We start from the raw sequence: 26,234 nt of genomic DNA on the forward strand, positions 1-26,234 counted from the left end.
AAGCTCAAACGTATGCGCTATGACCTGGTGATCTTCGACAATGACGGCGTGCTCGTCGACAGCGAGCCCATTTCCAACCGGTTTCTTGCCGCGTACCTCACGGAGCTGGGGCACCCGACGTCGTACGAGGACTCCATTCGGGACTACATGGGATCGGCGATGCACCGGATTCACGACCTGGTGCTGGAGCGGACCGGGGAGCGGCTGCCCGAGGACTTCGACGACGTGTTCCATGCGCGGGTGTTCGCCGCGTTCGAGCGGGAGTTGAAGGCTGTTCCGGGCGCCGTGGACGCGCTGGAGAAGCTGGGTGCGGACGGGGTGCCGTACTGTGTCGCGTCCTCCGGGAGCCATGAGCGGATTCGGGTGGGGCATCGGACGACGGGGCTCGACCGGTACTTTCACGAGGGGCGGGTCTTCAGCTCGCAGGATGTGGGGCGGGGGAAGCCGGCGCCGGATCTGTTCCTGCATGCCGCTGAGCGGATGGGGGTCGCACCAGCGCGCTGTCTCGTCGTCGAGGACAGTCCGCTGGGGGTGCAGGCGGCCGTCGCGGCCGGGATGGATGTCTATGGGTTCACCGCCATGACGCCGCCCGCGAAGCTCGCCGGGGCCACTCAACTCTTCGCTGACATGGGCGAGTTGGCTGACCTGTTGGTGTGATGCGGCGTGGTGGTGCGGTGCTGACATTTGTCATGCAGAGGGCTGGACGATCGTTTCTACCGGGGGCCCGGCGCCGGACGCGAAGCTGAGGGCATGACGAACACGGGGACCACCAAGGCAAACAGCACCAACCGTCGCCGCGTGCTGCGGAACTTCGCGCCGCTGCTCATCGATGTCGCGGTGCCCATCGGGACGTACTACCTCCTGAAGAACGGCTTCGGGATGAGCACCCTGATGGCGCTCGCGCTGAGCAGCATCGTGCCGGCCGTGCGGACCGGGTGGGGCGTGCTGAAGTCGCGTGAGGTGAACGGGATGGCCGCGCTCATCCTGTTCGTGAACGTCGTGTCGCTGCTGCTGAGCTTCGTCGCCGGGGATCCGCGGCTGATGATCGCCAAGGACAGTGCCGTCAGCAGCACCATCGGGATCGGGATCATCGTCTCCGTGATGCTGGGCAGGCCGATGATGACCGCCGGCATGAAGCCCTGGGTGGTGAAGGGGGACGCCGGTCGGGAGGCCGCCTGGGCTCGGCTGCACGCGGGGTCGGCGCGGTTCCGGCGGGCGGAGCGGATGTTCTCGCTGGTGTGGGGTGTCGTACTGCTCGCGGAGTGTGTGGTGCGGATCGTGGGGGCGTACGCCCTGCCCGTGGACACCATGGTGTGGGCCGGCAATGTGATCATGGTCGGTGCCATGGCCCTGGGCTTCGTGGTCGGCGGTGCGCTGGGTGCCGGTCCGATGGCCGCCATGGTCGTCTCGGAGGCCAAGTCGGGGGCCAAGTCGGAGGCGGGGAAGGGCTGTCGGGCCGGTGAGGTCACCGGGGCTTGTGAGCTCGTCCGAGCTGAGCCGGCGCCCGCCGGTCTGGCGCACGCCAAGTAAAGCTGAGGGAAATTCATCTTTGGCTGGATCTACCCACCGGTACAACGGGGCTCTACGCTCGCCGCCATGACTGATGTGCTGCGGCGCGGTAGGGCCTCGTTGGCGTTGAGCTTCGGCGCTCAGGGTGTTGCCTTTGCCCTGCTGGTGACGCGGATTCCGGCCATCCAGGACCGGTACGGAGTCTCCGACGCGTTGCTGCCCGCTTTCCTCGCGGCCGTACCGGTCCTCGCCGGTGTCGGCAGTGTGGCCACCGAGCGGCTGGTGAAGCGAATACCGCCGAGCCGGGTGCTGCGCTGGTCCCAGCCTGTCGTGCTGCTGGCGCTTCTCGGGGTCGGCGCGGGGGAGCGGATGGTCGAGCTGGGCGTGGCGCTGGCCGCGTTCGGGCTGGCCGTGGGCGCGTTGGACGCCTCGATGAACATGCTCGGGGTGAGCCTCCAGCGGGCGTACGGGCGCAGCATCATGCTCAGCTTCCACGCGGCGTACAGCCTGGGCGGGATCGTCGGGGCCTCGCTGGCGTGGGTGGGGGCGCACTGGGATCTGGCGCTGTTCGTGTCGTATCTGCCGGTCGTCGTGGTGCTGTTGCCGACCGCGCTGGTGGGGAGCCGGTGGTACGTCGACGGGAGTGACGGCGATGAGGTCGTGCCGGAGAGCGCGGGTGAGCGTGGGCCCGTCGTGTTCAAGGTGCTGTTGCCGCTGTGTCTGGTGATGACGTTCGCGTACATCGGGGACTCGACGGTCTCCAACTGGAGCGCCAAGTACCTCCAGGACGTGCTGGGCAGTTCGGAGCAGCTGGCGACCGTGCCGTACAACGTCTACATGGTGACCACGCTGGTGGGGCGGGCCATCGGGGACTTCGGGGTACGGCGGTTCGGGGCCGTGGTGGTCGTGCGGGGCGGGGCGCTGGTGGCGGCGGCCGGGTTCGCGGTCGTGGCCTCGGCGCCGGGGGCCTGGGTCGGGATGCTGGGGTTCACGCTGGTCGGGGTCGGGTTGTGCGTGCTGGTGCCGCAGACTTTCGCGGCGGCCGGGCGGCTGTTCCCAGGGGCTTCGGATGTGGCCGTCGCGCGACTCAATGTCTTCAACTATGTGGGCTTTTTGATCGGGTCGCCGTTGGTCGGGGCGCTGGGCGACGCGTGGAGCTATCGCGGGGCCATGCTCGTGCCGATGGTGTTGGTGCTGGTGACGCTCGGGTACGCCCGTTCGTTCGCCGCTCAACCGGACCGATACGGTGACGGGCATGAGCGGCCGCGCACAGCTGATGTGGGACGAGGCAGTAACGGGCTATGACTTCGGTCCGGAGCATCCGATGGATCCGGTCCGGCTTGCCCTGACCCGGAGGCTCGTCGACGCCTTCGGGCTCGACCGGGAGGTGGAGGTCGTCGCGGCCAAGCCCGCCGGGGAGTCGACGCTGCGGCTGGTCCACCGCGAGGACTACATCGAGGCCGTGAGGGCGGCGTCGGCCGAGCCGGGGGCGGCGGACATGTCGTACGGGCTGGGCACGCTCGATGATCCCGCGTTCGCCGGAATGCACGAGGTGTCGGCGCTGATCGCCGGGCAGTCGGTGGGTGCGGCGGAGGCGGTGTGGCGCGGGGAGGCGCTGCACGCGGTGAACTTCGCGGGCGGGTTGCACCACGCGATGCCGGGCGGGGCCTCGGGTTTCTGCATCTACAACGACGCCTCGCTGGCCATCGCGCGGCTGCTGGAGCTGGGGGCCGAGCGGGTCGCGTACGTCGACGTCGACGTCCACCACGGTGACGGGGTCCAGGCCGCGTTCTGGGACGACCCGCGGGTGCTGACGATCTCGCTGCACGAGCACCCCCGCACCCTGTTCCCGCAGACCGGGTGGCCCGAGGAGACCGGGGCGCCGGGTGCGGAGGGCGCGGCGGTGAACGTGGCCCTGCCGGCCGGCACCGGGGACGCCGGGTGGGTGCGGGCGTTCCATGCCGTGGTGCCGGAGCTGCTGGCGGAGTTCCGGCCGCAGGTGCTGGTGACGCAGCACGGTGCCGACACGCACTTCGAGGATCCGCTGGCGCATCTGGCGGTGTCGCTGGACGCACAGCGGGCCGTGCAGGTGGCGTGTCACGACCTCGCGCACGAGTACGCCGACGGCAGGTGGGTCGCCCTGGGCGGCGGCGGATATGCCGTGGTGGAGGTCGTGCCGCGGTCCTGGACGCATCTCGTGGCCATCACCGCGGGCCGGCCGATCGAGCCCGAGGCGATGATCCCGGAGAGCTGGCGACAGGAGGTCTTCGCGCGGACGCGGCAGCTGGCGCCGATGCGGATGACCGACGGACGGTGGCCGGTGTCCTGGGCGGACTGGGAGTCGGGGTACGACCCCGGGGACCGGCTGGACCAGGCCGTACTGGCGGCCCGGCGGGCGGCGTTCCCGCTGCGGGGACTGCTGCCGTAGCGGCCCCCGCGGGGTCGGGACCCCGGTCGGGTCAGGAGCAGAGCCCGCGCATGCTGTCGTCCCTGTGTTGGCGGACGACGTGTGCGCCGCCCGGGTCGTGGGTGGCGCCGGTCAACTGGCGGTCGTCGCGCCCGTGTGGTGAGACCAGGGACCCTGCCCGACGGTGGTGGGGTGGTTCTGTCGCTGTTCAGTCGCCTCGGTCGCCGTGGTCGTTACGCCAACTGTGCGGTGTTTCCCCGTTCCGTCGGCATTCGTCCGCTTCTTCGGTCACGATCGCTGACGTGTTGAGCACCGGTGCCCTGCGCGCCCATCTCCTCGCCGCGCGTCTTGCCGGGCCCGTGGCCACTTCCCGTGAGGAGAGCCTGCGGAGTTACCGGCTCTTCGCCGCCCGCGATCCTCGTGTGCTGCTCGGGCTGGATCCCGAGGGGGTCTGGGGGCAGCGTGAACTGATTGCGCTGATGGCGGAGAAGTGTGGGGTTTCGGCCGATCCGCATCAGATTTCTGGCCAGGATGTGATCGATCCGGAGCTGACTCTGACCGCTCTGGATGCCTTTGCGGAACGCCTCGCGGCAGTCGCCCAGCGCAGAGCGCCTGTCCTGCTCGGCACCGGGCACCCCCACAGACTGCTCGGGTTCTACGTCGCCTTGGCGGACGCGTTGTCGGCGGCGGGATGTGCCGTTCTCACCCCCGCGCATGGCCACAGTGTCGACATAACGACCCGGTTCGGACTACGCACGTACAACCTTGCCTACGTACGAGGAGTCGCGCTGGTGCGGGAACCCGGCGCCTCTCGCCCCGGTTGTGAGCCCGGCGCACACACGCACTCACCCCTCCCGGTTCGCACGGCCCTGGCAGCCGCGGTGGAGGCCGGCGGCCCCCTGCCGGAGCTGGTGATCGGGGACCACGGCTGGGTCTGCGGGGCAGGTCAGCTGGGGTTTGAGGCCATTGGTCCGGCCGATACGAATGACCCCGCGCTCTTTGTGGGGCAGGCCGAGGGGTCCGTGTCCGTCGTCGTTCCACTTGATGACGCTGTGCGGTCTGATTACTACCGACCGCTTACCCGCTACGTACTCAATCGAGCGTGTCTGTCACAGTAAGGCGCCGATGCCATCCCCTCTTCCCCACTCGCATCACCCGCCCCTACATTGGGGAGTGAGCACGCAGCGACGAAGAGTCACCGGAAGGGGAAGCCGGTGGCCGTCGAGTGCGGAAGGTTCAGGTGTGTCATGGCTGCAGCTGGCGAGAGGCCTCTGAACGAGGTTCAGTTCCTTACCGTGGCGGAAGTCGCCTCGGTGATGCGAGTGTCGAAGATGACCGTGTACCGGCTGGTGCACAGCGGTCATCTGCCCGCGATCCGTGTGGGGCGGTCGTTCCGCGTCCCGGAGCAAGCGGTTCACGAATACCTCCGCGAGAGCTACGTGGGGGTGGAAACCGCCTGACGGCAAAGGGCGGGAGGGGGCCCTCAGGGCACTTCGGGATTCCCTCCCGCCTCCTCGATTACGACCTCAGCGCTCGGGCGGGTAGGCTAGCCCCTCGTAGGTCGTGTGGGCCCATGGCGCCCAAACACCGAGTGATGAGAAGTGAGCGAGGGTAGTCGTGGGCTCTGTTATCAAGAAGCGGCGCAAGCGGATGGCCAAGAAGAAGCACCGCAAGCTGCTCAAGCGCACGCGCGTTCAGCGTCGCAACAAGAAGTGAGCGACGCTGCGAAAGCAGCGTGATTGTGGCCCCCCACCGCACCGGTGGGGGGCCACACGCGTATCGGGGGCGATGTGCGAAGGGCCGAACTCTGTGCGTATGCCTGCACAAAGGACTGACCCGTCCGGTGGTACGCGGAGAATTATCGTCACTTCGTGCATTGGGCGGTCATCACAGTGCAACATCGACCCGCTAAGTTGGCCGCACACGGGGAACTCGGCAGGGGTACGAGTGCTGGAAGGAAGGCGCTGATCTTGGGCAAGGTCGTGCTCGTGACCGGAGTGGCCCGTCAACTGGGGGGCCGTTTCGTACGACGGATCCAGCGTGACCCCCAGGTGGACCGGGTGGTGGCCGTGGACGCGGTTCCGCCCGGGCACCATCTGGGCGGGGCCGACTTCATCCAGGCCGACATCCGCCAGCCCACCATCGCGCGGGTACTGGCGGAGAGCGGTGCCGACACCGTGGTCCACATGGACGTGACCGGGACCGCGCTGGGCAGCGGCAGCCGGACCACGGTCAAGGAGACCAACGTCATCGGGACCATGCAGCTGCTCGGCGCCTGCCAGAAGTCCCCCACCGTCAAGCGCCTCGTGGTGAAGTCCAGTACGAACGTCTACGGGTCCGCGCCCCGCGACCCGGCCGTCTTCACCGAGACGACCCCGCCCAAGTCCCTGCCCAGCGGCGGCTTCGCCAAGGACGCCGTCGAGGTCGAGGGCTATGTGCGCGGGTTCGCCCGGCGGCGGCCGGACGTCGCCGTGTGCGTGCTGCGGTTCGCCAACATCCTCGGCCCCTCCGCGGACACGCCGCTGGCCTCGTACTTCTCGCTGCCGGTGCTGCCGACCGTGTTCGGTTACGACCCGCGGCTCCAGTTCGTCCACGAGGACGACGTGATCGAGGTGCTGCGCATCGCCTCGCACGAGCCGGAGCGGGGCACGCTCAACAGCGGCACCTTCAACATCGCCGGCGACGGCGTCCTGCTGCTCTCGCAGTGCTCCCGACGGCTGGGCCGGCCCACCGTGCCGCTGCTGCTCCCCGCGGTCACCTGGGCGGGCTCCCTGGTGCGTACGCTGGGCATGTCGGACTTCTCGCCGGAGCAGATCCGATTGCTCACTCACGGCCGGGTGGTGTCCACGGACCAGATGCGAGAGACACTCGGATTCAAGCCGAAGTACACGACGGCGGAGACCTTCGCGGAGTTCGCACGCAGCCGCGGACCGGGTCTGCTGCCGCCGGAGGCCCTCGCGGGGGCCGTCGACCGGATCGCCGCGCTGCCCTTGCCGGGCGGCGGCCACCTCCCGACGCAGAGCGCCAACTGAGGAGCGCATCAACGATGGCGGACGCCAAGGTCATTCCGTTCGACGACGACCGGTCCCGCGGGAGCGCCGTGCAGCGGCCGTCGCGGCGCCGGAGCGCGGGGAGCCGGCGCAAGAGCGGTGAATCCGCGCTGGTACGCGAGGTCCAGCCACTCCCGGGACGGTCCATCGCGCAGGATGATGTTCCTGTGACACGTGAGGAACAGCCGCCCCAGCAGCCCCTGGACGACGGCGGCCTGGAGCGGCGTATCGCGAGCGGCCTGGCCTTCCTGCGGCGCCGCCTCACCGGGGACTACGAGGTCGACGACTTCGGGTACGACGAGGAGCTCACCGACCAGGTCCTGATGTCCCTGCTGCGCCCGGTGTACGAGAAGTACTTCCGGGTCGAGGTGAAGGGCGTCGAGAACATCCCGGCCGAGGGTGGCGCGCTGATCGTCGCCAACCACTCGGGCACCGTGCCACTGGACGGCCTGATGATGCAGGTCGCCGTGCACGACCACCACCCCGCGGGCCGGCATCTGCGGCTGCTCGCGGCGGACCTGGTCTTCGTCCTGCCGGTGGTCAACGAACTCGCCCGCAAGCTGGGCCATACCCTGGCCTGCGCGGAGGACGCCGAGCGGCTGCTCGGGAAGGGCGAGTTGGTCGGGGTGATGCCGGAGGGCTTCAAGGGCATCGGAAAGCCGTTCGGCGAGCGCTACAAGCTCCAGCGCTTCGGCCGTGGCGGCTTCGTCTCCACGGCTCTGCGCAAGCGCACGCCGATCATCCCGTGCTCGATCGTCGGGGCCGAGGAGATCTATCCGATGATCGGCAACGCGAAGACGCTGGCCCGGCTCCTGGGCTTCCCGTACTTCCCGCTGACGCCGACCTTCCCGTGGCTCGGCCCGCTCGGCGCGGTCCCGCTGCCGACGAAGTGGACGATCCAGTTCGGCGAACCGATCCCCACGGACGGCTACCCGCCGGAGGCCGCCGAGGACCCGATGCTGATGTTCAACCTGACCGACCAGGTCAGAGAACAGATCCAGCACACGCTGTACAAGTTGTTGGTGCAGCGGCGGTCCGTGTTCTTCTGAGGCCGGCTCTTCAGGCGGAGAAACGTTTGTACGACGATGGGGGCGCCCCTTGTGCGAGGGGCGCCCCCATCGTCGGACTGGCGATTCCGCGGTGGCCTAGTGCGCGTCCTCGCCCTCGATGCCCAGGCCGGGCAGGAGGCCCGGGAGCAGGGGCGGGAGGGTGACCGCGGGCTCGGTGGTGGGGGTCGGGGTGGTGGACGACGAACCCGAGCTGCCGGTGTCCTTGGGCGGGTCGAGGAGGCCGCCGGTGTTTCCGCCGAGCAGGCCCTCGCTCTCGCTGCCGGAGCTGTCCGCCGAGTTGCTCGGACGGCTGGAGCGATGGCCGTCGGAGGAGCCGCTGCCGCCGGCGCTGGGCCGGGCCGTCCGGTCGGAGCCGGACGTACCGGTGGAGGCCGATCCGGAACCGCCGTGCCGCTTGCCCTCGCCGCTCTGGGCCGGCTGCTCCGGCAGGAGGGACTCCAGCGGGGCGACCTCTTCGTCTATGGCGTCGAACACCGAAGACACCTGGTCCCCGACGTCCCCGAGCTGGAGGGGCAGCCGCTCGCGGAGGCTGCCCCACACCGCGCGGTGCGAGCGGGAGAAGGCGGACAGGGCCTGGATGGGGCCCAGGGAGTCGGGGTCGCGCTCGTAGGCCTCGCGCAGCAGCCGGTGGCCCTCCGAGGCGTCGTGCCGCATGCCGTACAGAGTGCGGCGGATCTCCGCCATCGACTCGTGGTCGAGCTGTCCGCCACGGTCGCGCTCCATCAGCCGCCGGGCCTCGCTCAGCCGGGTGGAGGCCTGGTCGAGGTAGCTGCGCCCGCGCTCGTCCTTGCCGTCGGCCAGGACATTGAGCTTGAAGTCCTCGATGCCGCGCTTGAGGCCGTACAGCGAATCGCCGGGCAGGGCGTCGGAGCTCGCGGCGGCCACCCCGCCGAAGGCTCCGGCGGCGACGCCGACACTGAGCCCGCCGGCGGTGAGGCCCTTGGCGAGTCGTGAGCGCGGCCGCAGTTTGCCCAGTGGGGAAGCCCGGTGCGCCCCTCGTTCCCGTTCCGAACGCTGCCCGGGCAGGGTTGGGCCCGCCTCGGTGCCCGTGGTGCCCTCCTGGAGCATGGCCTCCATGGCGGCCACGAGCTGGGCGCGCTGGACGACCTTGACCTCGGGGTCGAGCTCGGGCTTGGGCAGTTCGCCGAGACTCTCGGTGAGGGCCAACAGGCGACCCTGCTCGGTGCGTTCCGCAGCAGTGTCCGCCGGTGCCGTTCCCTCGGGCTGCTCGGGCTGCTCGGCCGCCGAACCCCGGTCGGTCAGCTCGTCCAGGGCCTGGGCGAAGGCGTTCGCCCGCCGGTGTGCCGATACGTTCGCGATCACTGGCGGCACCTCCTCTCGTGATGACGGTCGACTCCCCAGGGGGTCCTGAGGGTTGCACGCCCTGACCACTTGCACACGATCGAGTGATCGAAGTCGGCCAGGGAGTGACCACAGGGAGCCTGCATCCCGCACAACGAGCGGCTTGGCACTTGGGTTACGGACTGCGGATGAACGGACCGCGAAGTCAACAGACTTTCACCGAGGGTGAGTTGGAGGTTGCGGAGAGTGCTGGATCGGTGCCGGTGAAGCGCTCAGCGCGCGTCGTCCGGCAGCAGTCGGGCGAGGGTGCGGACGGCCCGGTACTGGAGGGTCTTGATGGCGCCCTCGTTCTTGCCCATGACACGGGCCGTCTCGGCGACGGACAGGCCCTGGAGGAAGCGGAGGGTGACGCACTCCTGCTGCTGGGGGTTGAGTCGCCGTACGGCTTCCAGGAGGGCGGCGTTGGAGAGGGACTCCAGGACGGAGTCCTCGGGGGAGCGCTCGACCTCGTTGGCGTCGAGCATCTCGCCGGTGGTCACCTCCAGCCGGAAGCGGCTGGACTTGAAGTGGTCGGCGACCAGGTTGCGGGCGATGGTGACGAGCCAGGCGCCGAAGTCCCGGCCCTGCCAGGTGAAGGTGCCGATGCGTCGCAGGGCCCGCAGAAAGGTCTCACTGGTGAGGTCCTCGGCGGTGGCCTTCCCGCCGACGCGGTAGTAGATGTAGCGGTAGACGGTGTCGCTGTACTGGTCGTAGAGCCGGCCGAACGCGTCGGCCTCGCCGGCCTGTGCGCGTTCGACGAGATCCATCATTCGAGCGCTGTCGCTGTCCGCGGCGGGCCGACGCGCGGTCGTCGCGCCGGCCGCGCGTCCCCGTCTGCCGACTGCGGCGCCGCCGTCGGCGAGCGCGTAGCACGGGCCTACGGGTGCGGCGGTTACGGCGAGGGCGGGGACGGCGTACGCGGTGGGGACGAAGCCGCGCAACAGGTCTTGGACCGTTGCGCGCAGCGTAGCCAGGCCCGAGGCGTCAACCCCGACGTGTGGGTACACGGGACTCCCAGAGGCAGAGCTTCCATCACGTGCAGTACGGAACCATTCACCCGTCGTAGCGACGGAGCGGTACCGGTTTGCGTCTGAGGAGAATAACGCTTCGTGCAGGCACTGCTACGCCCAGTTGCTCAAATCACCGATTGCGTCTCTTCTGTAACCGATTGACGCCCGATCAAGTGCCGCAGAGTGACCGTTTGTTGATCGATTGCGTCCGCGTTGGGGCTGACTCCAGGGCGTGTTGTGGCCGTGTGCAGCCAAGGGGACTGGACAGGGAGTCATGGGGGTATGGGGTGCGGATCGGCGGGTCGGCCCGGGCGTGCCCCGCCGCGCGAAACCGCGCCGAGGCCGTCGCGGGCGGATTCCGCGGCGGCCTCGGTACGGAGGGACTCGGTGACGGCGGTGCGGACGCATTCAGCGGCGGCGGCGGTGCAGGGCGATTGCCGCTGCCGTGCCGCCGGCCACCGCGCCGACGCCGGCGGCGGCCGGGATGCCGACCTTGGCCGCCTTCCGGCCCGTGCGGTAGTCGCGCAGGCGCCAGTCCAGGTGGCGGGCGTGTTTGCGGAGCTTGGTGTCCGGGTTGATGGCGTAGGGGTGACCGACCAGGGAGAGCATCGGGATGTCGTTGTGCGAGTCGCTGTACGCCGCGCAGCGGGCGAGGTCCAGGCCCTCCGCCGAGGCCAGCGCGCGCACCGCCTCCGCCTTCGCCGGGCCGTGCAGCGGCTCGCCCACCAGCTTGCCGGTGTAGACGCCGTCGACCGACTCCGCGACCGTGCCCAGGGCGCCGGTCAGGCCCAGGCGGCGGGCGATCACGGTGGCGATCTCCACCGGGGCCGCCGTGACGAGCCACACCTTCTGGCCCGCGTCCAGGTGGGCCTGGGCGAGGGCGCGGGTGCCGGGCCAGATGCGCTCGGCCATGTACTCGTCGTAGATCTCCTCGCCGATCGACTGGAGCTCGGCGACGCGGTGGCCCTTGACGATCGACAGTGCCGAGTCGCGGGCCTCCTGCATGTGTTCCGGATCCTCGACGCCCGCGAGCCTGAACCACGCCTGCTGCCAGGCGAACTTCGCGAGGTCGCGGGTCTCGAAGAACTTCCGCTTGTACAGGCCCCGACCGAAGTGGAAGAGGGCGGCACCTTGCATCACGGTGTTGTCCAGGTCGAAGAAGGCCGCGGCCTGCTCGTCGCCGAGCACCGGGAACTCCGGCTCGGCCTCCGAGGGCTCCGAGACCTCTGTCGCCTCCTGCGAGGACTTGCGCGCGGCCTCCGCCGAAGCCTCGCCAGCCAACACGCTCCGCGCCGTGGCGGAGCGCCTACGGGGAGTGAGCCATCCAAGAGCGGCCATGACCGTGAGCATAGCCAGTCTGTTCGGTGCTTCCGGAGTCGAGAGGTTTGAAGGCCGTGAACTCTCCGCGACCGCGCAGTTAAACGGCGTGGTCGGGCGACGACCGGTCATCCGGGCTCGGGCGCGCGAGAATGGCTGACATGAGCCCCCTCTTCCGTCGCGCCGCGGCCAAGTCCCCCGGGGACCGGCTGGTCACCCTCATCGGCAAACCCGACTGCCATCTGTGTGATGACGCACAGAGTGTCGTCGAGCGGATCTGCGGCGAGCTGGGGGTTCCCTGGGAGTGGAAGGACATCACCCGGGACGCCCGACTCCACGACCAGTACTGGGAACAGATCCCCGTCGTCCTCGTCGACGGAGCCCAGCACACCTTCTGGCGCGTGAACGAGGATCGCCTCCGCAAAGCACTGACCGAGTAGTCCAAAGTCCTCGGGAATCGGCTTAGGATCGACGGCGACTTGGTCTCGGGGGCGGGGATCGTTGAGGAGAGTGTGCGGTTTTGCCCCCAAGAGTTGAGGAACGGTGGTGCGTATGCGCCGGTTCCACACCAGTGCGCCGGGCGTGCGTGAGCCCGGTCACGTTGGGCGGGCAAATCGGACACCATCTTTGTGCACGCGTTCACAAAGACATAGCCTGCATTCGACGGGGCGGTCTAGGTACGTGTGACCGCCTGCCCCCACGCTCTACCCGCAGGAGCACCGTGGCAACTGGCCGAACTCACCGACCGGCGACCCGTAGCCGAGGGATTCCCGAGGCCACCGTCGCCCGGCTTCCGCTGTACCTCCGCGCCCTGACCGCACTGTCGGAGCGCTCGGTACCCACGGTCTCCTCCGAGGAGCTCGCGGCCGCGGCGGGGGTCAACTCCGCCAAGCTGCGCAAGGACTTCTCGTACCTCGGGTCCTACGGAACGCGCGGTGTCGGCTACGACGTCGAGTATCTCGTCTACCAGATCTCCCGCGAACTCGGGCTGACCCAGGACTGGCCGGTTGTCATCGTCGGTATCGGCAACCTCGGCGCCGCCCTCGCCAACTACGGCGGATTCGCCTCCCGCGGCTTCCGGGTCGCCGCGCTCATCGACGCCGACCCGGCCATGGCCGGCAAGCCCGTCGCCGGGATCCCGGTGCAGCACTCCGACAGCCTGGAGAAGATCATCCAGGAGAACGGCGTGTCCATCGGCGTCATCGCCACTCCCGCCGGTGCCGCCCAGCCGGTCTGCGACCGTCTCGTGGCCGCCGGTGTGACCTCCATCCTGAACTTCGCGCCGACCGTGCTGACCGTCCCGGACGGTGTCGACGTGCGCAAGGTCGACCTCTCCATCGAGCTGCAGATCCTCGCCTTCCACGAGCAGCGCAAGGCGGGCGAGGAGGCCCACACCGACGGCGCCGGACCGGCCGCCGCCACCCGTGAGGGGTCCGACGACTCCGCCGATCAGGGGCCCGACGGGGACGTTCCCGCCGTGATGCCGGCATGAGTCTCCTCGTCGTGGGGCTGAGCCACCGCAGCGCCCCGGTCAGCGTGCTGGAGCGGGCCGCGCTGGGCACGGACGCCCAGATCAAGCTGCTTCAGGACACGGTCGCCGCCGAGCCCGCCACCGAGGCCGCGGTGCTCGCCACCTGCAACCGCATCGAGCTGTACGCCGACGTGGACAAGTTCCACGCCGGTGTCGCCGAGCTGTCCACGCTGCTCGCCCAGCACAGCGGGGTGGGGCTGGACGAGCTCACGCCGTACCTCTACGTCCACTACGAGGACCGGGCCGTCCACCACTTCTTCTCGGTGGCCTGCGGGCTCGACTCCATGGTCGTCGGGGAGGGGCAGATCCTCGGGCAGATCAAGGACTCCCTCGCCAAGGCGCAGGAACTGCACAGCGCCGGACGGCTGCTGAACGACCTGTTCCAGCAGGCCCTGCGGGTCGGCAAGCGCGCCCACTCCGAGACCGGCATCGACCGCGCCGGCCAGTCCCTGGTCACCTTCGGCCTTCAGCAGCTGGCCGAGGGCGCGGACGTCACGGCGTGGGCCCGCGGCAAGAAGGCCCTGGTCATCGGCGCCGGTTCGATGTCCTCGCTGGCCGCGGCCACGCTCGCGCGGGCCGGGGTCGCCGAGATCGTCGTCGCCAACCGCACCGCCGACCGCGCCGAGCGCCTGGCGGCCCTGCTCGAAGAGCAATATGGACCGGGTCTCGACGCGGCGGACGACACGCACCTGCTGGCCCGCGCGGTACCGATGGAGTCGGTGCCGGTCGAGCTGACACGTGCCGACGTCGTCGTTTCCTGTACCGGCGCGACCGGCCTCGTCCTCGCGGCCGAGGAGGTCGCCGCCGCGGTGGAGGGCCGTACCGGTCGTCCGGTCGCCTTCGACGGGGCCGGCAGCGGCGGTCGTACGGCCGACCGGGCGCCCGCCCCCAGGACGAACGCCGACAGCGCCGACGTACGGCAGACCCCGCTGCCGCCCACCAGCGTCGGCACCGACGAGAACTGCCCGCTGGACGTCGCCGCCGTGCAGGGAGGTTTCTCCGTGCTCGGCGAGGCCGCCGTCGCCGGGATGGACGCGGCCACCCTGGAGCAGCACGCCGCGTGGGCGGCGGGCAGTGCCGTCGACCGGCGCGAGGCCGCCCGGCGCAGCCCCGAGGCCGACGCCGAGCTGATCACCGCGCTCGCCGCGACCGCGGCCACCGTCGGCCGCATCCCCGAGCGCCGCAAGCCCGAGCCGGTGATCGACGTGCCCCGGCCCGCGCCCGCGCTGTCCCTGCTCGACCTCGCCATGCCCCGCGACATCGACGCGGCCGTGCACCGGCTGACCGGGGTGCGTCTGGTGGACATCGAGTCGCTGGCGGAAGCCTCCGCCGACGCCCCGATGGCGGCCGACGTCGACCAGGTCCGCCGGATCGTCTCCGACGAGGTCGCCGCCTTCGGCGCCGCGCTGCGGGCCGCCCACATCACGCCCACCGTCGTCGCGCTGCGAGCGATGGCCGCCGATGTCGTGGCGAACGAGATCGCCCGCCTTGAGGGCCGTCTGCCCGGCCTCGACGACAAGCACCGCGGTGAGATCACGCAGACCGTGCGGCGCGTGGTCGACAAGCTGCTGCACGCCCCCACCGTGCGGGTCAAGCAGCTCGCGGCCGAGCCCGGCGGCGCCGGGTACGCGGACGCCCTGCGGACCCTGTTCGACCTCGATCAGGAGACGGTGGCCTCCGTCTCCCGCGCCGAGGACAGCACCGAGAAGAACCGAGGCCCACGATGACTCAGCAGGCACTACGGCTCGGCACCAGGCGCAGCAAGCTCGCCATGGCCCAGTCCGGGCAGGTCGCGGACGCCGTGCGTCGGGTGACCGGACGGGCCGTCGAACTCGTCGAGATCACCACGTACGGCGATGTCTCGCGCGAGGCCCTCGCGCAGATCGGCGGCACCGGCGTGTTCGTCACCGCCCTGCGCGACGCGCTCGTGCGGGGCGAGGTCGACTTCGCGGTGCACTCCCTGAAGGACCTGCCGACCACGCAGCCCGAGGAACTGGCCCTGGCGGCCGTCCCCGAGCGCGAGGACCCGCGCGACGTGATCGTCGCCCGGGACGCCCTCAAGCTCACCGACCTGCCGCGCGGCGCGCGCATCGGTACGGGCTCGCCGCGCCGGATGGCCCAGCTGAACGCGTACGCGCGCAGCCACGGGCTGGACTTCGAGACGGTCGCGATCCGCGGCAACGTCGACACCCGGATCCGGTACGTGCGCGACGGCGAGCTGGACGCGGTCGTGCTGGCCGCGGCCGGCCTGAATCGCATCGGCCGCAGCGAAGAAGTGACCGACTTCCTGTCGGTCGACACGGTTTTGCCCGCCCCCGGCCAGGGGGCACTGGCGATCGAGTGCACCGCGGACAACGCGGACCTCGTCGCCGCGCTCGGCGAGCTCGACGACCCGTTCACGCGGGTCGCCGTGAGCGCCGAGCGATCACTGCTCGCCGCCCTGGAGGCCGGCTGCTCCGCCCCTGTGGGGGCGCTGGCCGACCTTTTGGCCGACGGGCAGATTGTCAAGGAAATGCGCCTGCGTGGCGTCGTCGGCACGACCGACGGTTCGCGCATGGTGCAGCTGTCCACCACCGGTCCCGTGCCCGAGACGCACGACCAAGCGCTGGCGCTCGGTCGCGAACTCGCTACCGAGATGCTTGCCCAGGGCGCGGCCGGTCTGATGGGGGAGCGAGCACAGTGAGCCCCACCACCCTTCCCGCCGGCCTTGAACACGGGCACGTCACCTTCCTCGGTGCCGGACCCGGGGATCCGGGGCTGCTGACTCTGCGCGCCGTCGAGGCACTGGCGAACGCGGACGTACTGGTCGCCGAGCACGAGGTGCTCGACGTCGTACGCGTGCACGCCAGAGCCGGCATCGCCGAAGTGCACACGGACACGGGTCCCGATGCGGACGCGGTTCCGGGCACAGGCACGCCTCAACTAGCGGTTGTTGACGGCGCGTCAACGACCGCTGGGCTACCCGCGGTGCGGGATGCCGCACATCTTGTCATGGAGGCCGCACGCGGCGGCAGGCGGGTCGTGCGTGCGGTGTCCGGGGATCCCGGGCTCGACACGTACGCCACCAACGAGATGCTCGCGTGCGCCGCGGCCGGTGTGCCGTTCGAGGTCGTACCGGGTGTCGCCGCGGCCGTCGGCGTCCCCGCCTACGCCGGCGTCCCGTTGCGCGACGCGCAGGGCGCGGACGTGCGGTTCGTCGACGCGCGCACCGCGTCCGACCGGTGCTGGACCGAGGTCGGCGCGTCCGACGGGACCGTGGTCGTGTCGACGACGCTGGACTCCGTGGGCGCGGCCGCCGGTGAACTGGTCTCGGCGGGACGCAAGCCCGACACGCCGCTGACGGTCACCGTCGCCGGTACGACGACCCGGCAGCGGACCTGGACCGCGACGCTGGGCACCATCGCCCAGACGCTGAAGCAGGCCAAGGTGCTGCCCTCACCCGAGGGCGGCCGGCCGGTGATAGCCGTGGTCGGTGAGCGTTCCGCCGCAGCACAGCGCGACCAGTTGTCGTGGTTCGAGTCCAAGCCGCTCTTCGGGTGGCGGGTGCTCGTGCCGCGTACGAAGGAGCAGGCGGCTTCGCTCTCCGACCAGCTGCGGTCGTACGGGGCCGTGCCGCACGAGGTGCCGACGATCGCCGTCGAGCCGCCGCGCACGCCCCAGCAGATGGAGCGGGCCGTCAAGGGGCTCGTGACCGGACGGTACGAATGGATCGCCTTCACCTCGGTGAACGCGGTCAAGGCCGTGCGGGAGAAGTTCGAGGAGTACGGGCTCGACGCCCGTGCGTTCGCCGGGATCAAGGTCGCGGCGGTGGGGGAGCAGACCGCGAAGGCGCTCATCGCCTTCGGCGTGAAGCCGGACCTGGTGCCGAGCGGTGAGCAGTCGGCCGCGGGGCTGCTGGAGGACTGGCCGCCGTACGACCCGGTCTTCGACCCGATCGACCGCGTGTTCCTGCCGCGGGCCGACATCGCCACGGAGACCCTGGTGGCCGGGCTCATCGAGCTGGGCTGGGAGGTCGACGACGTCACGGCCTACCGGACCGTGCGGGCCTCGCCGCCGCCGGCGGAGACCCGGGAGGCGATCAAGGGGGGTGGCTTCGACGCCGTTCTCTTCACCTCGTCGTCCACGGTGCGCAATCTCGTGGGGATCGCCGGCAAGCCGCACAACGTGACCGTGATCGCCTGTATCGGTCCCGCCACCGCGAAGACCGCCGAGGAACACGGGCTGCGGGTGGACGTGATGGCTCCGGAGCCGTCCGTGCACAAGCTGGCCGAGGCGCTGGCGGACTTCGGGCTGCGGCGGCGTGCCGCGGCGGTCGAGGCCGGGGATCCGGTGACTCGGCCGAGCGAGCGGCGGCCGGGGGCGCGTCGGCGGCGGTCGACGACGTAAAGGTGCGGAGGCGGTGGCGGGCGCGGGCCCGAAGGTTCTCGCCCCGCCGCCCCTACCCGTCCCATCCTGAAGGGGCTCCGCCCCTTCGGCCCCGTCGCCGGCCCTGAACGGGCCTTGTCCTCAAACGCCGGACGGGCCGGGAGGGGTCACCGTGTGGCCGAAGCTGAGCAGGTTGGACGGGTCGTAGGTCGACTTGTCCCTGCACAGGCGGTCGTAGACCTCCGGCGTCCAAGCCCGCGCGCGGTCGGCCTCGTCGCCCGGGGTGCCGTGGATGTTGACCATGGTGCGCCCCGTGCCGTAGGGGGCCATCGCCGTGTGCAGGGCTGCCGCGGCGGCCTCGATCGCCTCGGCCGCGGGCGGGGCGGCCAGGACACCCACGGTCTCCAGGAAGTAGTCCGCGTCCCGGGCGCAGATCGCGTCCTCCAGCCGGGCGGGTCGGGCCAGGGCCCCTCCCATGTGCCGGATCTCCACCAGCAGCAGGGGACAGTCCGGAACGTCCGGGCCGACCCGGTCGAGGAACGCGCCGATGGCGTCCGGGGTCAGGTCGTGCAGCAGGGCGCAGGACTCCAGGGCGGGAAGCGGGTCCTGAGGCTCCATGTAGATGCGGTCCATCGCCGCGTACGGCATTTCCTCCACCGTGTCGACGGTCACCGGCGCCGCCGAGCGGATCGGGGACAGCAGCTCTTCGCCCGTCTTCGGGTCGCCGGTCCAGGCGACCGCCACCCTGGCCCAGAAGCCGCCGCGCAGGGGCTCGGGGATCTGGGGCAGGGGCGGCAGGCGCAGCAGGCTGAACGCCGTGCACATCTCGTCCGGGACCTCGTGCGTCCAGTCGGCCCAGGCCGTCAGAAGTGCCTGCGCGTGCTCGCCCGGGCAGTGGATGCCGCCGCCGAGGAGGGTGGCGAGCGGGAGCAGCTCGAAGGTCAGCGACGTCACCACTCCCACGTTGCCCTTGCCGCCGCGCAGCGCCCAGAACAGCTCCGGTTCGTGCTCGGGGTCGGACTCGCGGAGTGTGCCGTCCGGTGTGGCCACCTGGAACGAGCGGACAAGGTCGGCCGCGTAGCCGTAGGTGCGGCCGAGGGCGGGGAGGCCGCCGCCCAGGGTGTAGCCGACCACACCGGCGTCCGTCGATGTGCCGCAGAGTGCGGCGAGGCCGTGCGGCGCGGCGGCGTCCAGGACATGGCGCCACTTCGCCCCGGCCCCGGCGGTGGCGAGGCGCCGGTCCGGATCGATGCGTACGTCGGCCATGCGCATCGTGGTGACCAGCAGGCCGTGGTCGATGGGGAAGTTCGCCCCGTGGCCCGTCGCCTGGATCGCGACGGGAGTGTTCGTGGCCGTGGCCCAGCGCAGCGCCGCGACCACGTCGTCGGCGCCTGTCGCACCCACGACCACCTCGGGGGTGTGCAGCGCGGCCAGGTTGAAGCCGGTGACCTCGTCGGCGTAGCCGTCGTCGCCGGGACGCAGGACCGGGCCGCGGATGTCGGACAGGGCGAACAGATCGGGGATGTTGTGATGGGTGGCGGTCATCGCGTCCTCCGTGGTGCGCGTACGTACGGAGGGACGGCGGCGGCGAAGCGGGGAGGGCGGGGCCGTCGGGTCCTTGAGGCCCTGGCTCTCGGGGCCGGACGGTGCACGGTGTCCCTGAGGGCCTCTCTTCAGGATGGACCCGGGTGCCGGGGGGCCGCATGCGGGGCCGTGCGCGGCGTACGGCCGTCCCGACGGCCAGTCGGCAAAGGTGCTGCCGGGGCGGGCGTAGCGTAGGTGGCATGACGACGTACGGATCCTTTCCCGGTACTCGGCCGCGGCGTCTGCGGACCACCCCCGTCATGCGGCGCATGGTCGCCGAGACCAGGCTGCACCCCGCCGACTTCATCCTCCCGGCCTTCGTCCGCGAGGGTGTCGGCGAGCCGGTGCCGATCGCCACCATGCCGGGGGTCGTCCAGCACACGCGGGACAGCCTGAAGAAGGCGGCGCTGGAGGCCGTGCAGGCCGGTGTCTCCGGGATCATGCTCTTCGGCGTGCCCGAGGAGGGCAAGAAGGACGCGCTCGGGACGCCGGGGACGGATCCCGACGGCATCCTCCAGGTCGCCATCCGCGACGTGCGCGCCGAGGTGGGCGACGACCTGCTCGTCATGTCCGACCTGTGCCTGGACGAGACCACCGACCACGGGCACTGCGGAGTGCTGGACGACGAAGGGCGCGTCGACAACGACGCGACCCTGGAGCGCTACGCCGAGATGGCGCAGGTGCAGGCCGACGCCGGGGCCCATGTCGTGGGGCCCAGCGGCATGATGGACGGGCAGATCGGCGTCGTGCGTGACGCGCTCGACCAGATCGGGCGGGAGGACGTCGCGATCCTCGCCTACACCGCCAAGTACGCCTCCGCCTTCTACGGGCCCTTCCGCGAGGCCGTCGCCTCCTCGCTCAAGGGCGACCGCAAGACGTATCAGCAGGACCCCGCGAACGTCCGGGAGTCGATGCGCGAGCTGGCCCTCGACCTGGAGGAGGGCGCCGACATGGTGATGGTCAAGCCGGCCGGGCCCTACCTCGACATCCTGGCCCGGGTCGCCGACGCGGTGGACGTGCCGGTGGCCGCCTACCAGATCTCCGGCGAGTTCTCGATGATCGAGGCCGCCGCCGAGAAGGGCTGGATCGACCGGGACCGTGCGATCTTCGAGACGCTGACCGGCATCAAGCGGGCCGGCGCGCGCAACATCCTCACCTACTGGGCGACGGAGGCCGCGCAGAAGCTGGGCCGGCAGTAACCGCGGACCGTCACCCGCCGCCGTCCGGCGGAGGCGGCGTCGTGGGCGACGTCGCCGTCGGACTGGTCGGGGTCGACGGACCCTCGTCGCGCAGGCCCTGGCCGTCCTCGCACGCGGTGAGCGCGAGTACGGCGACCGCCACCAGCGTGGCGGCGAGCAGCCGGGCCCGGGAGCGAGGGGGGTGTGCGGACGCGGACATGGCGCGGCCCTCTCCATGGGTGGGGGTCGGGGTCGCCCTCCAGCCTGCGCGATCATCCGTCCCGACCGCCACCATGGACCGCCAATTCGGGACGCCCGAGCCGTGGGACGGTCGCTGACCTGCGGGGACGTCGGATGCCGACGGCTGGCTGTGGGACGCCGGAAGCCGCCGGTCCCGGCGGCCGGGCCAGTGTGCGGGGCGGCGGGTCCGTATCCCGGACCCCTGTGCGCGGGGCGGCGGGGGCCGGGCCCCGGGAAAACGGCCGGCTCCTCGCCGAGACGCGGGCGGACGGAACGGTCGTGGAGCGTGAGGTGACGGGGGAGGCGGAGGCGCGGCGGCTGCTGGACGAGGAGTTCGGGATCGAAGCCTCCGACGGGATGACGCTGCCGCCGCCCGCGTGAGGGCGGGCCGTCAGTCCCACCAGAAGTGCCAGGCCGGCCGGCCCAGCAGACGGTTCTCGGCATAGGCGCGGATGCCGGTGTCGCCGCTCTGGAGGATGTTGTCCGGGCAGAACGCGAAGTGCTCGGCGGCGACGGCCTCCGCCTCGGCCAGGGTGACCGGCGGGAACGCGACGGAGACGAGCAGGTGGTCGAAGCCGAGCGCCACGACGCGTATGCCGAAGCGGTCCTCCCACGAGCGGAGCACCGCGCACAGGCGGGCGGTGTCGCCCTCGTGGTTCACCGGGCCCGACCAGCCGATCGCCGCCGGGATGTCCGCGCTGCGGCGGGCCGGGACGAGCGCGAGGCGGGGCTCCTCCAGCAGGCCGCCCCTCTCCACGAGGTCGTCCGCGATGTCCATGGCCACGGCGTCCGGGTCCTCCGCGGAGCGGGAGCCGGAGCCGGAGTCCGGGTCCGCGGTGGCGTCGGCCAGGCCCGGCCAGTCCTCCTGCGTCTCCCCGGCGGCGTACTCCTCCCAGAGATCCGCCAGCACCTCGTCGGCGTCGTGATCTCCCGGGTACGACACCGCGTCGGGCGCCAGCTCCCAGTCCTGCGGGCCGCCGTGCAGGCCGCCTGCGTCGACTACGACCGGCAGCAGGCCGGCGGACCGCCGGGCCGGGGCCAGCGTGGCCCAGTCACCTGGCGCCGCCTTCTCGTCCGCGAGCCACAGCAAGGGCTCGTGCCAAGGGCCCTCGTCGGTCGCGTCGACGAGCCGCCCGGGCGGGAGTTGGAGACCGAGAGCGGCACCCGTGGGGTCGCTCGTGAGCTTCGGCAGCGGGTTGGGAAGAGTCGCCATGCCGGTGACTGTAGGGGGTGGCACTGACATCGACTTACCTCACCACCCGGCTGTCGAAGCACTCCTCGCCGCTGCCGGCCACCGGGTCGAAGCAGGCCCGCACGACGCTGCCCGGGTCGGCCGCGGTCATGGGCGTGTAGACGTAGGAGTCCGCGTCGACGCCGTTCTGGATCTCCACGCTGCGGACGCGGCCGTGCCCGGCGCCGACTCCGCCGACTCCGGTTGCCGACATCTCCAGCCGGTCGCCGATCCGCGTCCCCCACATCCGGGCCCAACTCGTCCCGCACTCCTGGCTGTAGCGCAGCTCCAGCGAGGCACCGGTCGCGGTCCGGTACGAGGCGAGGGTCAGCGGCGCCGCCGCGCACTTCATCCACATCGGGCTCTTGCCCTCACAGACCTCCCCCCGGCAGCGCGGCCCGGCCGCGGACGGCGGCGGCGACAGCGACGCCCCGGGCCCGCCGCCGGGGTCCGGCAGCAGCAGGGCCGCCGCCGCGACACCCCCGACGGCCACGGCGGACACCGACGCGAGAACCGCGACCAGCGTCGCGCGGCGGTGCGCGGAACTCCGGTCCGCCGAGCCCCGCGCGCCGTCGTCCTCGCCGGGCGCGGCCTCTTCAGGGGGCGGAGCCGCCGCCCGCCCGCTCCCCTCCGACTCGGCGATCTCCCACAGCGCCAGACAGCGCCCCTCCGGCTCCCCGGCAAGGCGGCACAGCTCCTGCACCGCGTCGCGCGGCGGCAGCGTCCTGCCGTTGAGGTAGCGGTCCCAGGACGACTTGCTGAACGCGGTCTTGGCCGCCAGCCCGGCCAGGCTCAGGCCGGTGCGGCCCTTCAACTCCCGCAGCACGGCGGCCAGCCGGGCCCGTTCCGGCGACGGCGCCGTCATCCCCGTAGAGCCTTCCAGGTGTGCGGCCCGATGATGCCGTCCACCACCAGACCCGCCCGCCGCTGCACCTGCCTGACCGCCCGCTCCGTCACCGGCCCGAAGATCCCGTCGACGGCACCCGGCGAAATCCCCGCCCGGCGCAGCAGACACTGCGCCTCGGCGACGTCCGGCCCCGCCTGGCCGCCTGCCAGGATGGCGTCCCGGGTGCGGCTGAGGCCCGCGTACCAGTGGCCGTCGACCCGTTCGAGACGGCAGGTGTACACCGGTGCCGAGGGCGGGGCCGACGCGGACACCACCGGGGAAGACCGTCCGCCGGTCGCCGCCAGGGGCGAAGTCGGCTGTGCCTGGTCGCCGCCGCTCAGCCGGACGACGACGAGCACGGCCGTGGAGAGCGCCAGCACCAGCGCCACGGCCCCCGCCACGAGGGCGACCCGCAGCGAACGGCCGGGCGGCACAGGGCCGGCGACCTCGACGGAGAGGCTCCCGGGCGCCACGAGCGGCTCCCGCTCGGGCTCTCCGGCCGGCGCCTCGCGGCGTCCGTTCCGCCACGCCTCCGCCGCCACCTCGTGCAACGCCAGCAACCGCGTCGGATCCTCGGCCACCGCCCCGGCCAACGCTTCGACGGCCTCCCGCGGCGGCAGCGACCGGCCGCCCAGATACCGCTCCCACGACTTCTGGCTGTACCCCGTCCGCGCCGCCAGCTGCCGCAGGCTCAGCCCGCTGTGATCCTTCAGCCGACGCAACCGCACCACCAACTGCCGCACGCGCGGATCCAGTTCCGCGGGCAGCGCTGCCCAACGCGACATGTTCCCCCCATTCGCGTTCACGGTCCGGGCCCGCGGTCCGTGGTCAGCGGCCCCCGCGCCCCCGCCGCATTCTGCAACAGCATCCACGGCCCGCACCGGAAGTCGGTTCCGGCACCGGTACGGAATCGGCCACCCACCCCGCCACACCCGTCCCGCCGTGCCGCCCAGGCCGGAAGTGTCCGCGCAGGTCAGCGTGTAGGACGTCCCACGATGACGTCACTTGTGCGACGGCCCTGGCAACCCTCGCCGCCCGCCCCGCACTCTCGTCGCACCAGCCGCCGGCAGGGGGCCGGCACCCCAACCAGAGCGAGAGGGAGACACATGCGAGCGAACATCTGGACGAGGACCCTCGTGAGCGCCGGCGCCGTCGTCGGCCTCGCCGCCGGAAGCCTCGCGACCGCGGGCACGTCCTTCGCCGCCTCGGACGCGAAGCCGGCCGTGCGCTCCGAAGTCGGCGTCCTCGCGGTGAACAACCTCGGCCTGAGCACCACTCAGGCCCGCTACGTCCAGTGCTGGATCCAGGACTACTGGGGCTACACCGGCGCCCTCGACGGGCAGCTCGGCACCAACAGCTGGAAGGCGCTCCAGCGCTGGCTCAAGGCGCACTGGGGCTACAACGACAGCATCGACGGGATCGTCGGCCCGAACACCATCAAGGCCCTGCAACGTGACCTGAAGGCGTACCACGGCTACCCCGGCGCGATCGACGGCATCGCCGGATCGGGCACCAAGGCCGCCTTCAAGGACTTCGCGGCCGACTCCAAGCAGTACTGCTGAGCCGTCGGCCCGACATGACCGCGGCCCGTCCTCCCCGCGGGGAGGACGGGCCGCGGCCTCACGTCACAGGCTCAGAGGCGCTCGGGCGTCCGGATGCCCAGCAGGGCCATGCCCCGGTGGAGCGTGCGGGCCGTCATGTCGCACAGCAGCAGACGGTTCTCGACCTGCTCGGGCGACTCGGCCTTCAGCACCGGACACTTGTCGTAGAACGACGTGTACAGCGACGCCAGCTGGTACAGGTACGCGGCCAGCTTGTGCGGGGCGTACTCCGCCGCCGCCTCGAAGACCGTGTCCCCGAACGCGTCCAGGTGCAGGCCCAACGCCCGCTCCGCAGCGTGCAGTTCCAGCTCCGCGTGCGCGACGGGCCGGACGTCGCCCGCCTTGCGCAGGATCGACTGGATACGGGCGTACGCGTACTGGAGGTAGACGGACGTGTCGCCGTTCAGCGAGACCATCTGGTCCAGGTCGAACTTGTAGTCCCGGTTCGGCGACGTCGACAGGTCGGCGTACTTCACGGCGCCGATGCCGACCTGCTGCGCCCGCTCCTGGATCTCGTCCTCGGTCAGGTCCTGCGCCTTCTCCCGGACCACCTCGGCGGCCCGCTGCACCGCCTCGTCGAGCAGGTCCTCAAGGCGTACGGTCTCGCCCTCGCGCGTCTTGAACGGCTTGCCGTCCGCGCCCAGCACCGTGCCGTAGCCCATGTTGTGCGCGGTGACCTCGTCGGTCAGCCAGCCGGCCCTGCGCGCCGCCTCGAAGACCATCTTGAAGTGCAGCGACTGCCGCACGTCCACGACATAGATCAGGGACGTGGCGTTGAGGTCCGTGATCCGGTTGCGGATCGCCGTCAGGTCGGAGGCCGCGTAGCCGAAGCCGCCGTCGGCCTTCTGCACGATCAGCGGGACCGGCTTGTCGTCCTTGCCGCGGATGTCGTCGAAGAACACGACGAGCGCGCCCTCGGAACGCTCCGCGACACCCATCTCCTCCAGAAGACGGGCGGTCTCGGGCATGCCGTCGTTGTACGCGGACTCACCGACGATCTCTTCGTCGCGGATCTCCATGTCGAGCTTCTCGAAGACGGAGTAGAAGTAGACCTTCGACTCGTCGACGAACTGCTGCCACAGCTCCAGCGTCTCCTCGTCGCCGGACTGCAGGGCGACGACCCGCTTACGGGCCCGCTCCTTGAACTCCTCGTCCGAGTCGAAGACCGCGCGCGACGCCTTGTACACCCGGTTCAGGTTGCTCATCGCCTGCTCGCCGTCGACGTCGGCCGCAGGGGCCAGCTCGCCGGGGTTCTCGAACAGGTGCTGGATGAGCATGCCGAACTGGGTGCCCCAGTCGCCGATGTGGTGCCGGCCGATCGTCCTCTCACCGGTGAAGTCGAGCATGCCGCGCAGGGCGTCGCCGATCACCGCGGAGCGCAGATGGCCGACGTGCATCTCCTTGGCCACGTTCGGCTGGGCGTAGTCGACGACCGTGATGCCGGGCTCGGCCTTGGGCGCCACGCCGAGCCGGTCGCCGTCGGCGTACCGCGCGGCCAGGTTCTCGGTGATCGCCCGGTCCGTGAGGGTGATGTTGAGGAAGCCGGGGCCGGAGACCTCGACGTCCTCGATCACGTCACCGGTGGTGATGCCGGCGACGACCTGGGTGGCGAGCTCCCGCGGGTTCGACCCGGCCTTCTTGGCGAGGGCGAGGATGCCGTTCGCCTGGTAGTCCGCCCGGTCGCTACGTCGCAGCAGCGGGTCGACGTCGGTCGCCTCCGGCAGGGTGGCCGAGAGGGCGGACGTGAGCTGCTGTTCGACGGAGGCGCTGAGAGGCGTGACCGAGGCCATGGAATGGGGAGCCGTTCTCCTCGTGGGTCGGATGGACGCAGTCAGTATCCCATGGGTGGTAAAGCCGTTTTCTCGACCGGGAGGCCGTCTGGGAGAATGCAGTGCCGGCCGTTGACCGTACGGC

Annotated in this window: 25 protein-coding genes; 16 read left to right on the forward strand and 9 right to left on the reverse strand. The window is 71.2% G+C overall.

The window, feature by feature from the left end; translation table 11 throughout:
* Positions 1-12: 12 nt before the first annotated feature.
* The 9 genes from AC3ETA_RS14335 (at position 13) to AC3ETA_RS14375 (ending at position 8,015) form a co-directional block, all read left to right on the forward strand.
* The gene (locus tag AC3ETA_RS14335; protein WP_432193422.1) at positions 13-657 is read left to right on the forward strand and encodes an HAD family hydrolase; all 645 of its coding nucleotides are present in this window, start codon (positions 13-15) and stop codon (positions 655-657) included.
* A gap of 93 nt (positions 658-750) precedes the next feature.
* Positions 751-1,530, forward strand: coding sequence for a VC0807 family protein (locus AC3ETA_RS14340; protein WP_432193264.1), 780 nt, complete (start codon positions 751-753; stop codon positions 1,528-1,530).
* 66 nt (positions 1,531-1,596) lie between these two features.
* Positions 1,597-2,814, forward strand: coding sequence for an MFS transporter (locus AC3ETA_RS14345; RefSeq protein WP_432193265.1), 1,218 nt, complete (start codon positions 1,597-1,599; stop codon positions 2,812-2,814).
* The gene (locus AC3ETA_RS14350) at positions 2,765-3,937 is read left to right on the forward strand and encodes an acetoin utilization protein AcuC (RefSeq protein WP_432193266.1); all 1,173 of its coding nucleotides are present in this window, start codon (positions 2,765-2,767) and stop codon (positions 3,935-3,937) included. The genes AC3ETA_RS14345 and AC3ETA_RS14350 overlap by 50 nt, the downstream gene beginning before the upstream one ends.
* A gap of 281 nt (positions 3,938-4,218) precedes the next feature.
* On the forward strand, positions 4,219-5,034 hold the full coding sequence (locus AC3ETA_RS14355) for a phosphatase (protein WP_432193267.1): 816 nt from the start codon (positions 4,219-4,221) through the stop codon (positions 5,032-5,034).
* Between the two features lie 129 nt (positions 5,035-5,163).
* The gene (locus tag AC3ETA_RS14360; RefSeq protein WP_004984898.1) at positions 5,164-5,376 is read left to right on the forward strand and encodes a helix-turn-helix domain-containing protein; all 213 of its coding nucleotides are present in this window, start codon (positions 5,164-5,166) and stop codon (positions 5,374-5,376) included.
* A 157-nt stretch (positions 5,377-5,533) separates the two neighbouring features.
* On the forward strand, positions 5,534-5,632 hold the full coding sequence (locus AC3ETA_RS14365; RefSeq protein WP_003948845.1) for a 30S ribosomal protein bS22: 99 nt from the start codon (positions 5,534-5,536) through the stop codon (positions 5,630-5,632).
* Positions 5,633-5,886: 254 nt separating this feature from the next.
* A complete protein-coding gene (locus AC3ETA_RS14370; RefSeq protein ID WP_432193268.1) occupies positions 5,887-6,948 on the forward strand; it encodes an NAD-dependent epimerase/dehydratase family protein in 1,062 nt (353 codons plus the stop codon).
* Positions 6,949-6,962: 14 nt separating this feature from the next.
* Positions 6,963-8,015, forward strand: coding sequence for a lysophospholipid acyltransferase family protein (locus tag AC3ETA_RS14375; protein WP_432193269.1), 1,053 nt, complete (start codon positions 6,963-6,965; stop codon positions 8,013-8,015).
* A gap of 96 nt (positions 8,016-8,111) precedes the next feature.
* Here AC3ETA_RS14375 and AC3ETA_RS14380 read toward each other — a convergent pair whose 3' ends face one another.
* The 3 genes from AC3ETA_RS14380 to AC3ETA_RS14390 form a co-directional block, all read right to left on the reverse strand.
* A complete protein-coding gene (locus AC3ETA_RS14380) occupies positions 8,112-9,359 on the reverse strand; it encodes a DUF5667 domain-containing protein (RefSeq protein WP_432193270.1) in 1,248 nt (415 codons plus the stop codon).
* Positions 9,360-9,610: 251 nt separating this feature from the next.
* Complete coding sequence (locus AC3ETA_RS14385) at positions 9,611-10,384, reverse strand: ECF subfamily RNA polymerase sigma factor, BldN family (protein WP_432193271.1); 774 nt, start codon at positions 10,382-10,384, stop codon at positions 9,611-9,613.
* A 411-nt stretch (positions 10,385-10,795) separates the two neighbouring features.
* Positions 10,796-11,725, reverse strand: a complete 930-nt coding sequence (locus AC3ETA_RS14390) for an HAD family hydrolase (RefSeq protein WP_432193272.1) — start codon at positions 11,723-11,725, stop codon at positions 10,796-10,798.
* Between the two features lie 131 nt (positions 11,726-11,856).
* Between AC3ETA_RS14390 and AC3ETA_RS14395 the strand changes: the two genes are divergently transcribed.
* The 5 genes from AC3ETA_RS14395 to AC3ETA_RS14415 all read left to right on the forward strand — a co-directional run bounded on the left by AC3ETA_RS14395 (position 11,857) and on the right by AC3ETA_RS14415 (position 17,621).
* The gene (locus AC3ETA_RS14395) at positions 11,857-12,144 is read left to right on the forward strand and encodes a glutaredoxin family protein (protein WP_432193273.1); all 288 of its coding nucleotides are present in this window, start codon (positions 11,857-11,859) and stop codon (positions 12,142-12,144) included.
* A gap of 281 nt (positions 12,145-12,425) precedes the next feature.
* A complete protein-coding gene (locus AC3ETA_RS14400; RefSeq protein WP_030957690.1) occupies positions 12,426-13,196 on the forward strand; it encodes a redox-sensing transcriptional repressor Rex in 771 nt (256 codons plus the stop codon).
* Positions 13,193-14,962, forward strand: a complete 1,770-nt coding sequence (locus AC3ETA_RS14405; protein ID WP_432193274.1) for a glutamyl-tRNA reductase — start codon at positions 13,193-13,195, stop codon at positions 14,960-14,962. Before AC3ETA_RS14400 ends, AC3ETA_RS14405 begins: the two co-directional genes overlap by 4 nt.
* Entirely contained in the window at positions 14,959-15,918 is a 960-nt protein-coding gene (gene hemC, locus AC3ETA_RS14410) for a hydroxymethylbilane synthase (RefSeq protein ID WP_432193275.1), read from the forward strand. Before AC3ETA_RS14405 ends, hemC begins: the two co-directional genes overlap by 4 nt.
* Complete coding sequence (locus tag AC3ETA_RS14415; protein ID WP_432193276.1) at positions 15,915-17,621, forward strand: bifunctional uroporphyrinogen-III C-methyltransferase/uroporphyrinogen-III synthase; 1,707 nt, start codon at positions 15,915-15,917, stop codon at positions 17,619-17,621. The genes hemC and AC3ETA_RS14415 overlap by 4 nt, the downstream gene beginning before the upstream one ends.
* A 120-nt stretch (positions 17,622-17,741) precedes the next feature.
* Here the strand turns inward: AC3ETA_RS14415 and AC3ETA_RS14420 are convergent, their stop codons facing one another.
* Positions 17,742-19,145 (reverse strand): FAD-binding oxidoreductase, encoded by a 1,404-nt coding sequence (locus AC3ETA_RS14420; protein ID WP_432193277.1) that lies wholly within the window; start codon positions 19,143-19,145, stop codon positions 17,742-17,744.
* 239 nt (positions 19,146-19,384) lie between these two features.
* On the opposite strand from AC3ETA_RS14420, the gene hemB reads away from it, so the two are divergent.
* Complete coding sequence (gene hemB, locus AC3ETA_RS14425; protein WP_432193278.1) at positions 19,385-20,383, forward strand: porphobilinogen synthase; 999 nt, start codon at positions 19,385-19,387, stop codon at positions 20,381-20,383.
* A 10-nt stretch (positions 20,384-20,393) separates the two neighbouring features.
* Here the strand turns inward: hemB and AC3ETA_RS14430 are convergent, their stop codons facing one another.
* From AC3ETA_RS14430 to AC3ETA_RS14445, 4 genes are all read right to left on the reverse strand, one after another.
* Positions 20,394-20,582: a hypothetical protein gene (locus tag AC3ETA_RS14430; RefSeq protein WP_432193279.1), complete on the reverse strand. Its 189-nt coding sequence runs from the start codon at positions 20,580-20,582 to the stop codon at positions 20,394-20,396.
* 411 nt (positions 20,583-20,993) lie between these two features.
* A complete protein-coding gene (locus AC3ETA_RS14435; protein WP_432193280.1) occupies positions 20,994-21,815 on the reverse strand; it encodes a DUF4253 domain-containing protein in 822 nt (273 codons plus the stop codon).
* A gap of 34 nt (positions 21,816-21,849) precedes the next feature.
* Positions 21,850-22,698: a helix-turn-helix domain-containing protein gene (locus tag AC3ETA_RS14440; protein WP_432193281.1), complete on the reverse strand. Its 849-nt coding sequence runs from the start codon at positions 22,696-22,698 to the stop codon at positions 21,850-21,852.
* Entirely contained in the window at positions 22,695-23,504 is an 810-nt protein-coding gene (locus AC3ETA_RS14445; RefSeq protein ID WP_432193282.1) for a peptidoglycan-binding protein, read from the reverse strand. Before AC3ETA_RS14445 ends, AC3ETA_RS14440 begins: the two co-directional genes overlap by 4 nt.
* Positions 23,505-23,825: 321 nt before the next feature.
* Here AC3ETA_RS14445 and AC3ETA_RS14450 point away from each other — a divergent pair, with 321 nt between their 5' ends.
* On the forward strand, positions 23,826-24,281 hold the full coding sequence (locus AC3ETA_RS14450) for a peptidoglycan-binding domain-containing protein (protein ID WP_432193283.1): 456 nt from the start codon (positions 23,826-23,828) through the stop codon (positions 24,279-24,281).
* A 71-nt stretch (positions 24,282-24,352) separates the two neighbouring features.
* On the opposite strand, the gene argS is transcribed toward AC3ETA_RS14450, so the two are convergent.
* Entirely contained in the window at positions 24,353-26,110 is a 1,758-nt protein-coding gene (argS, locus tag AC3ETA_RS14455) for an arginine--tRNA ligase (RefSeq protein WP_432193284.1), read from the reverse strand.
* Positions 26,111-26,234 lie beyond the last annotated feature (124 nt).

It is taken from the genome of Streptomyces sp. bgisy027 (assembly GCF_057710365.1).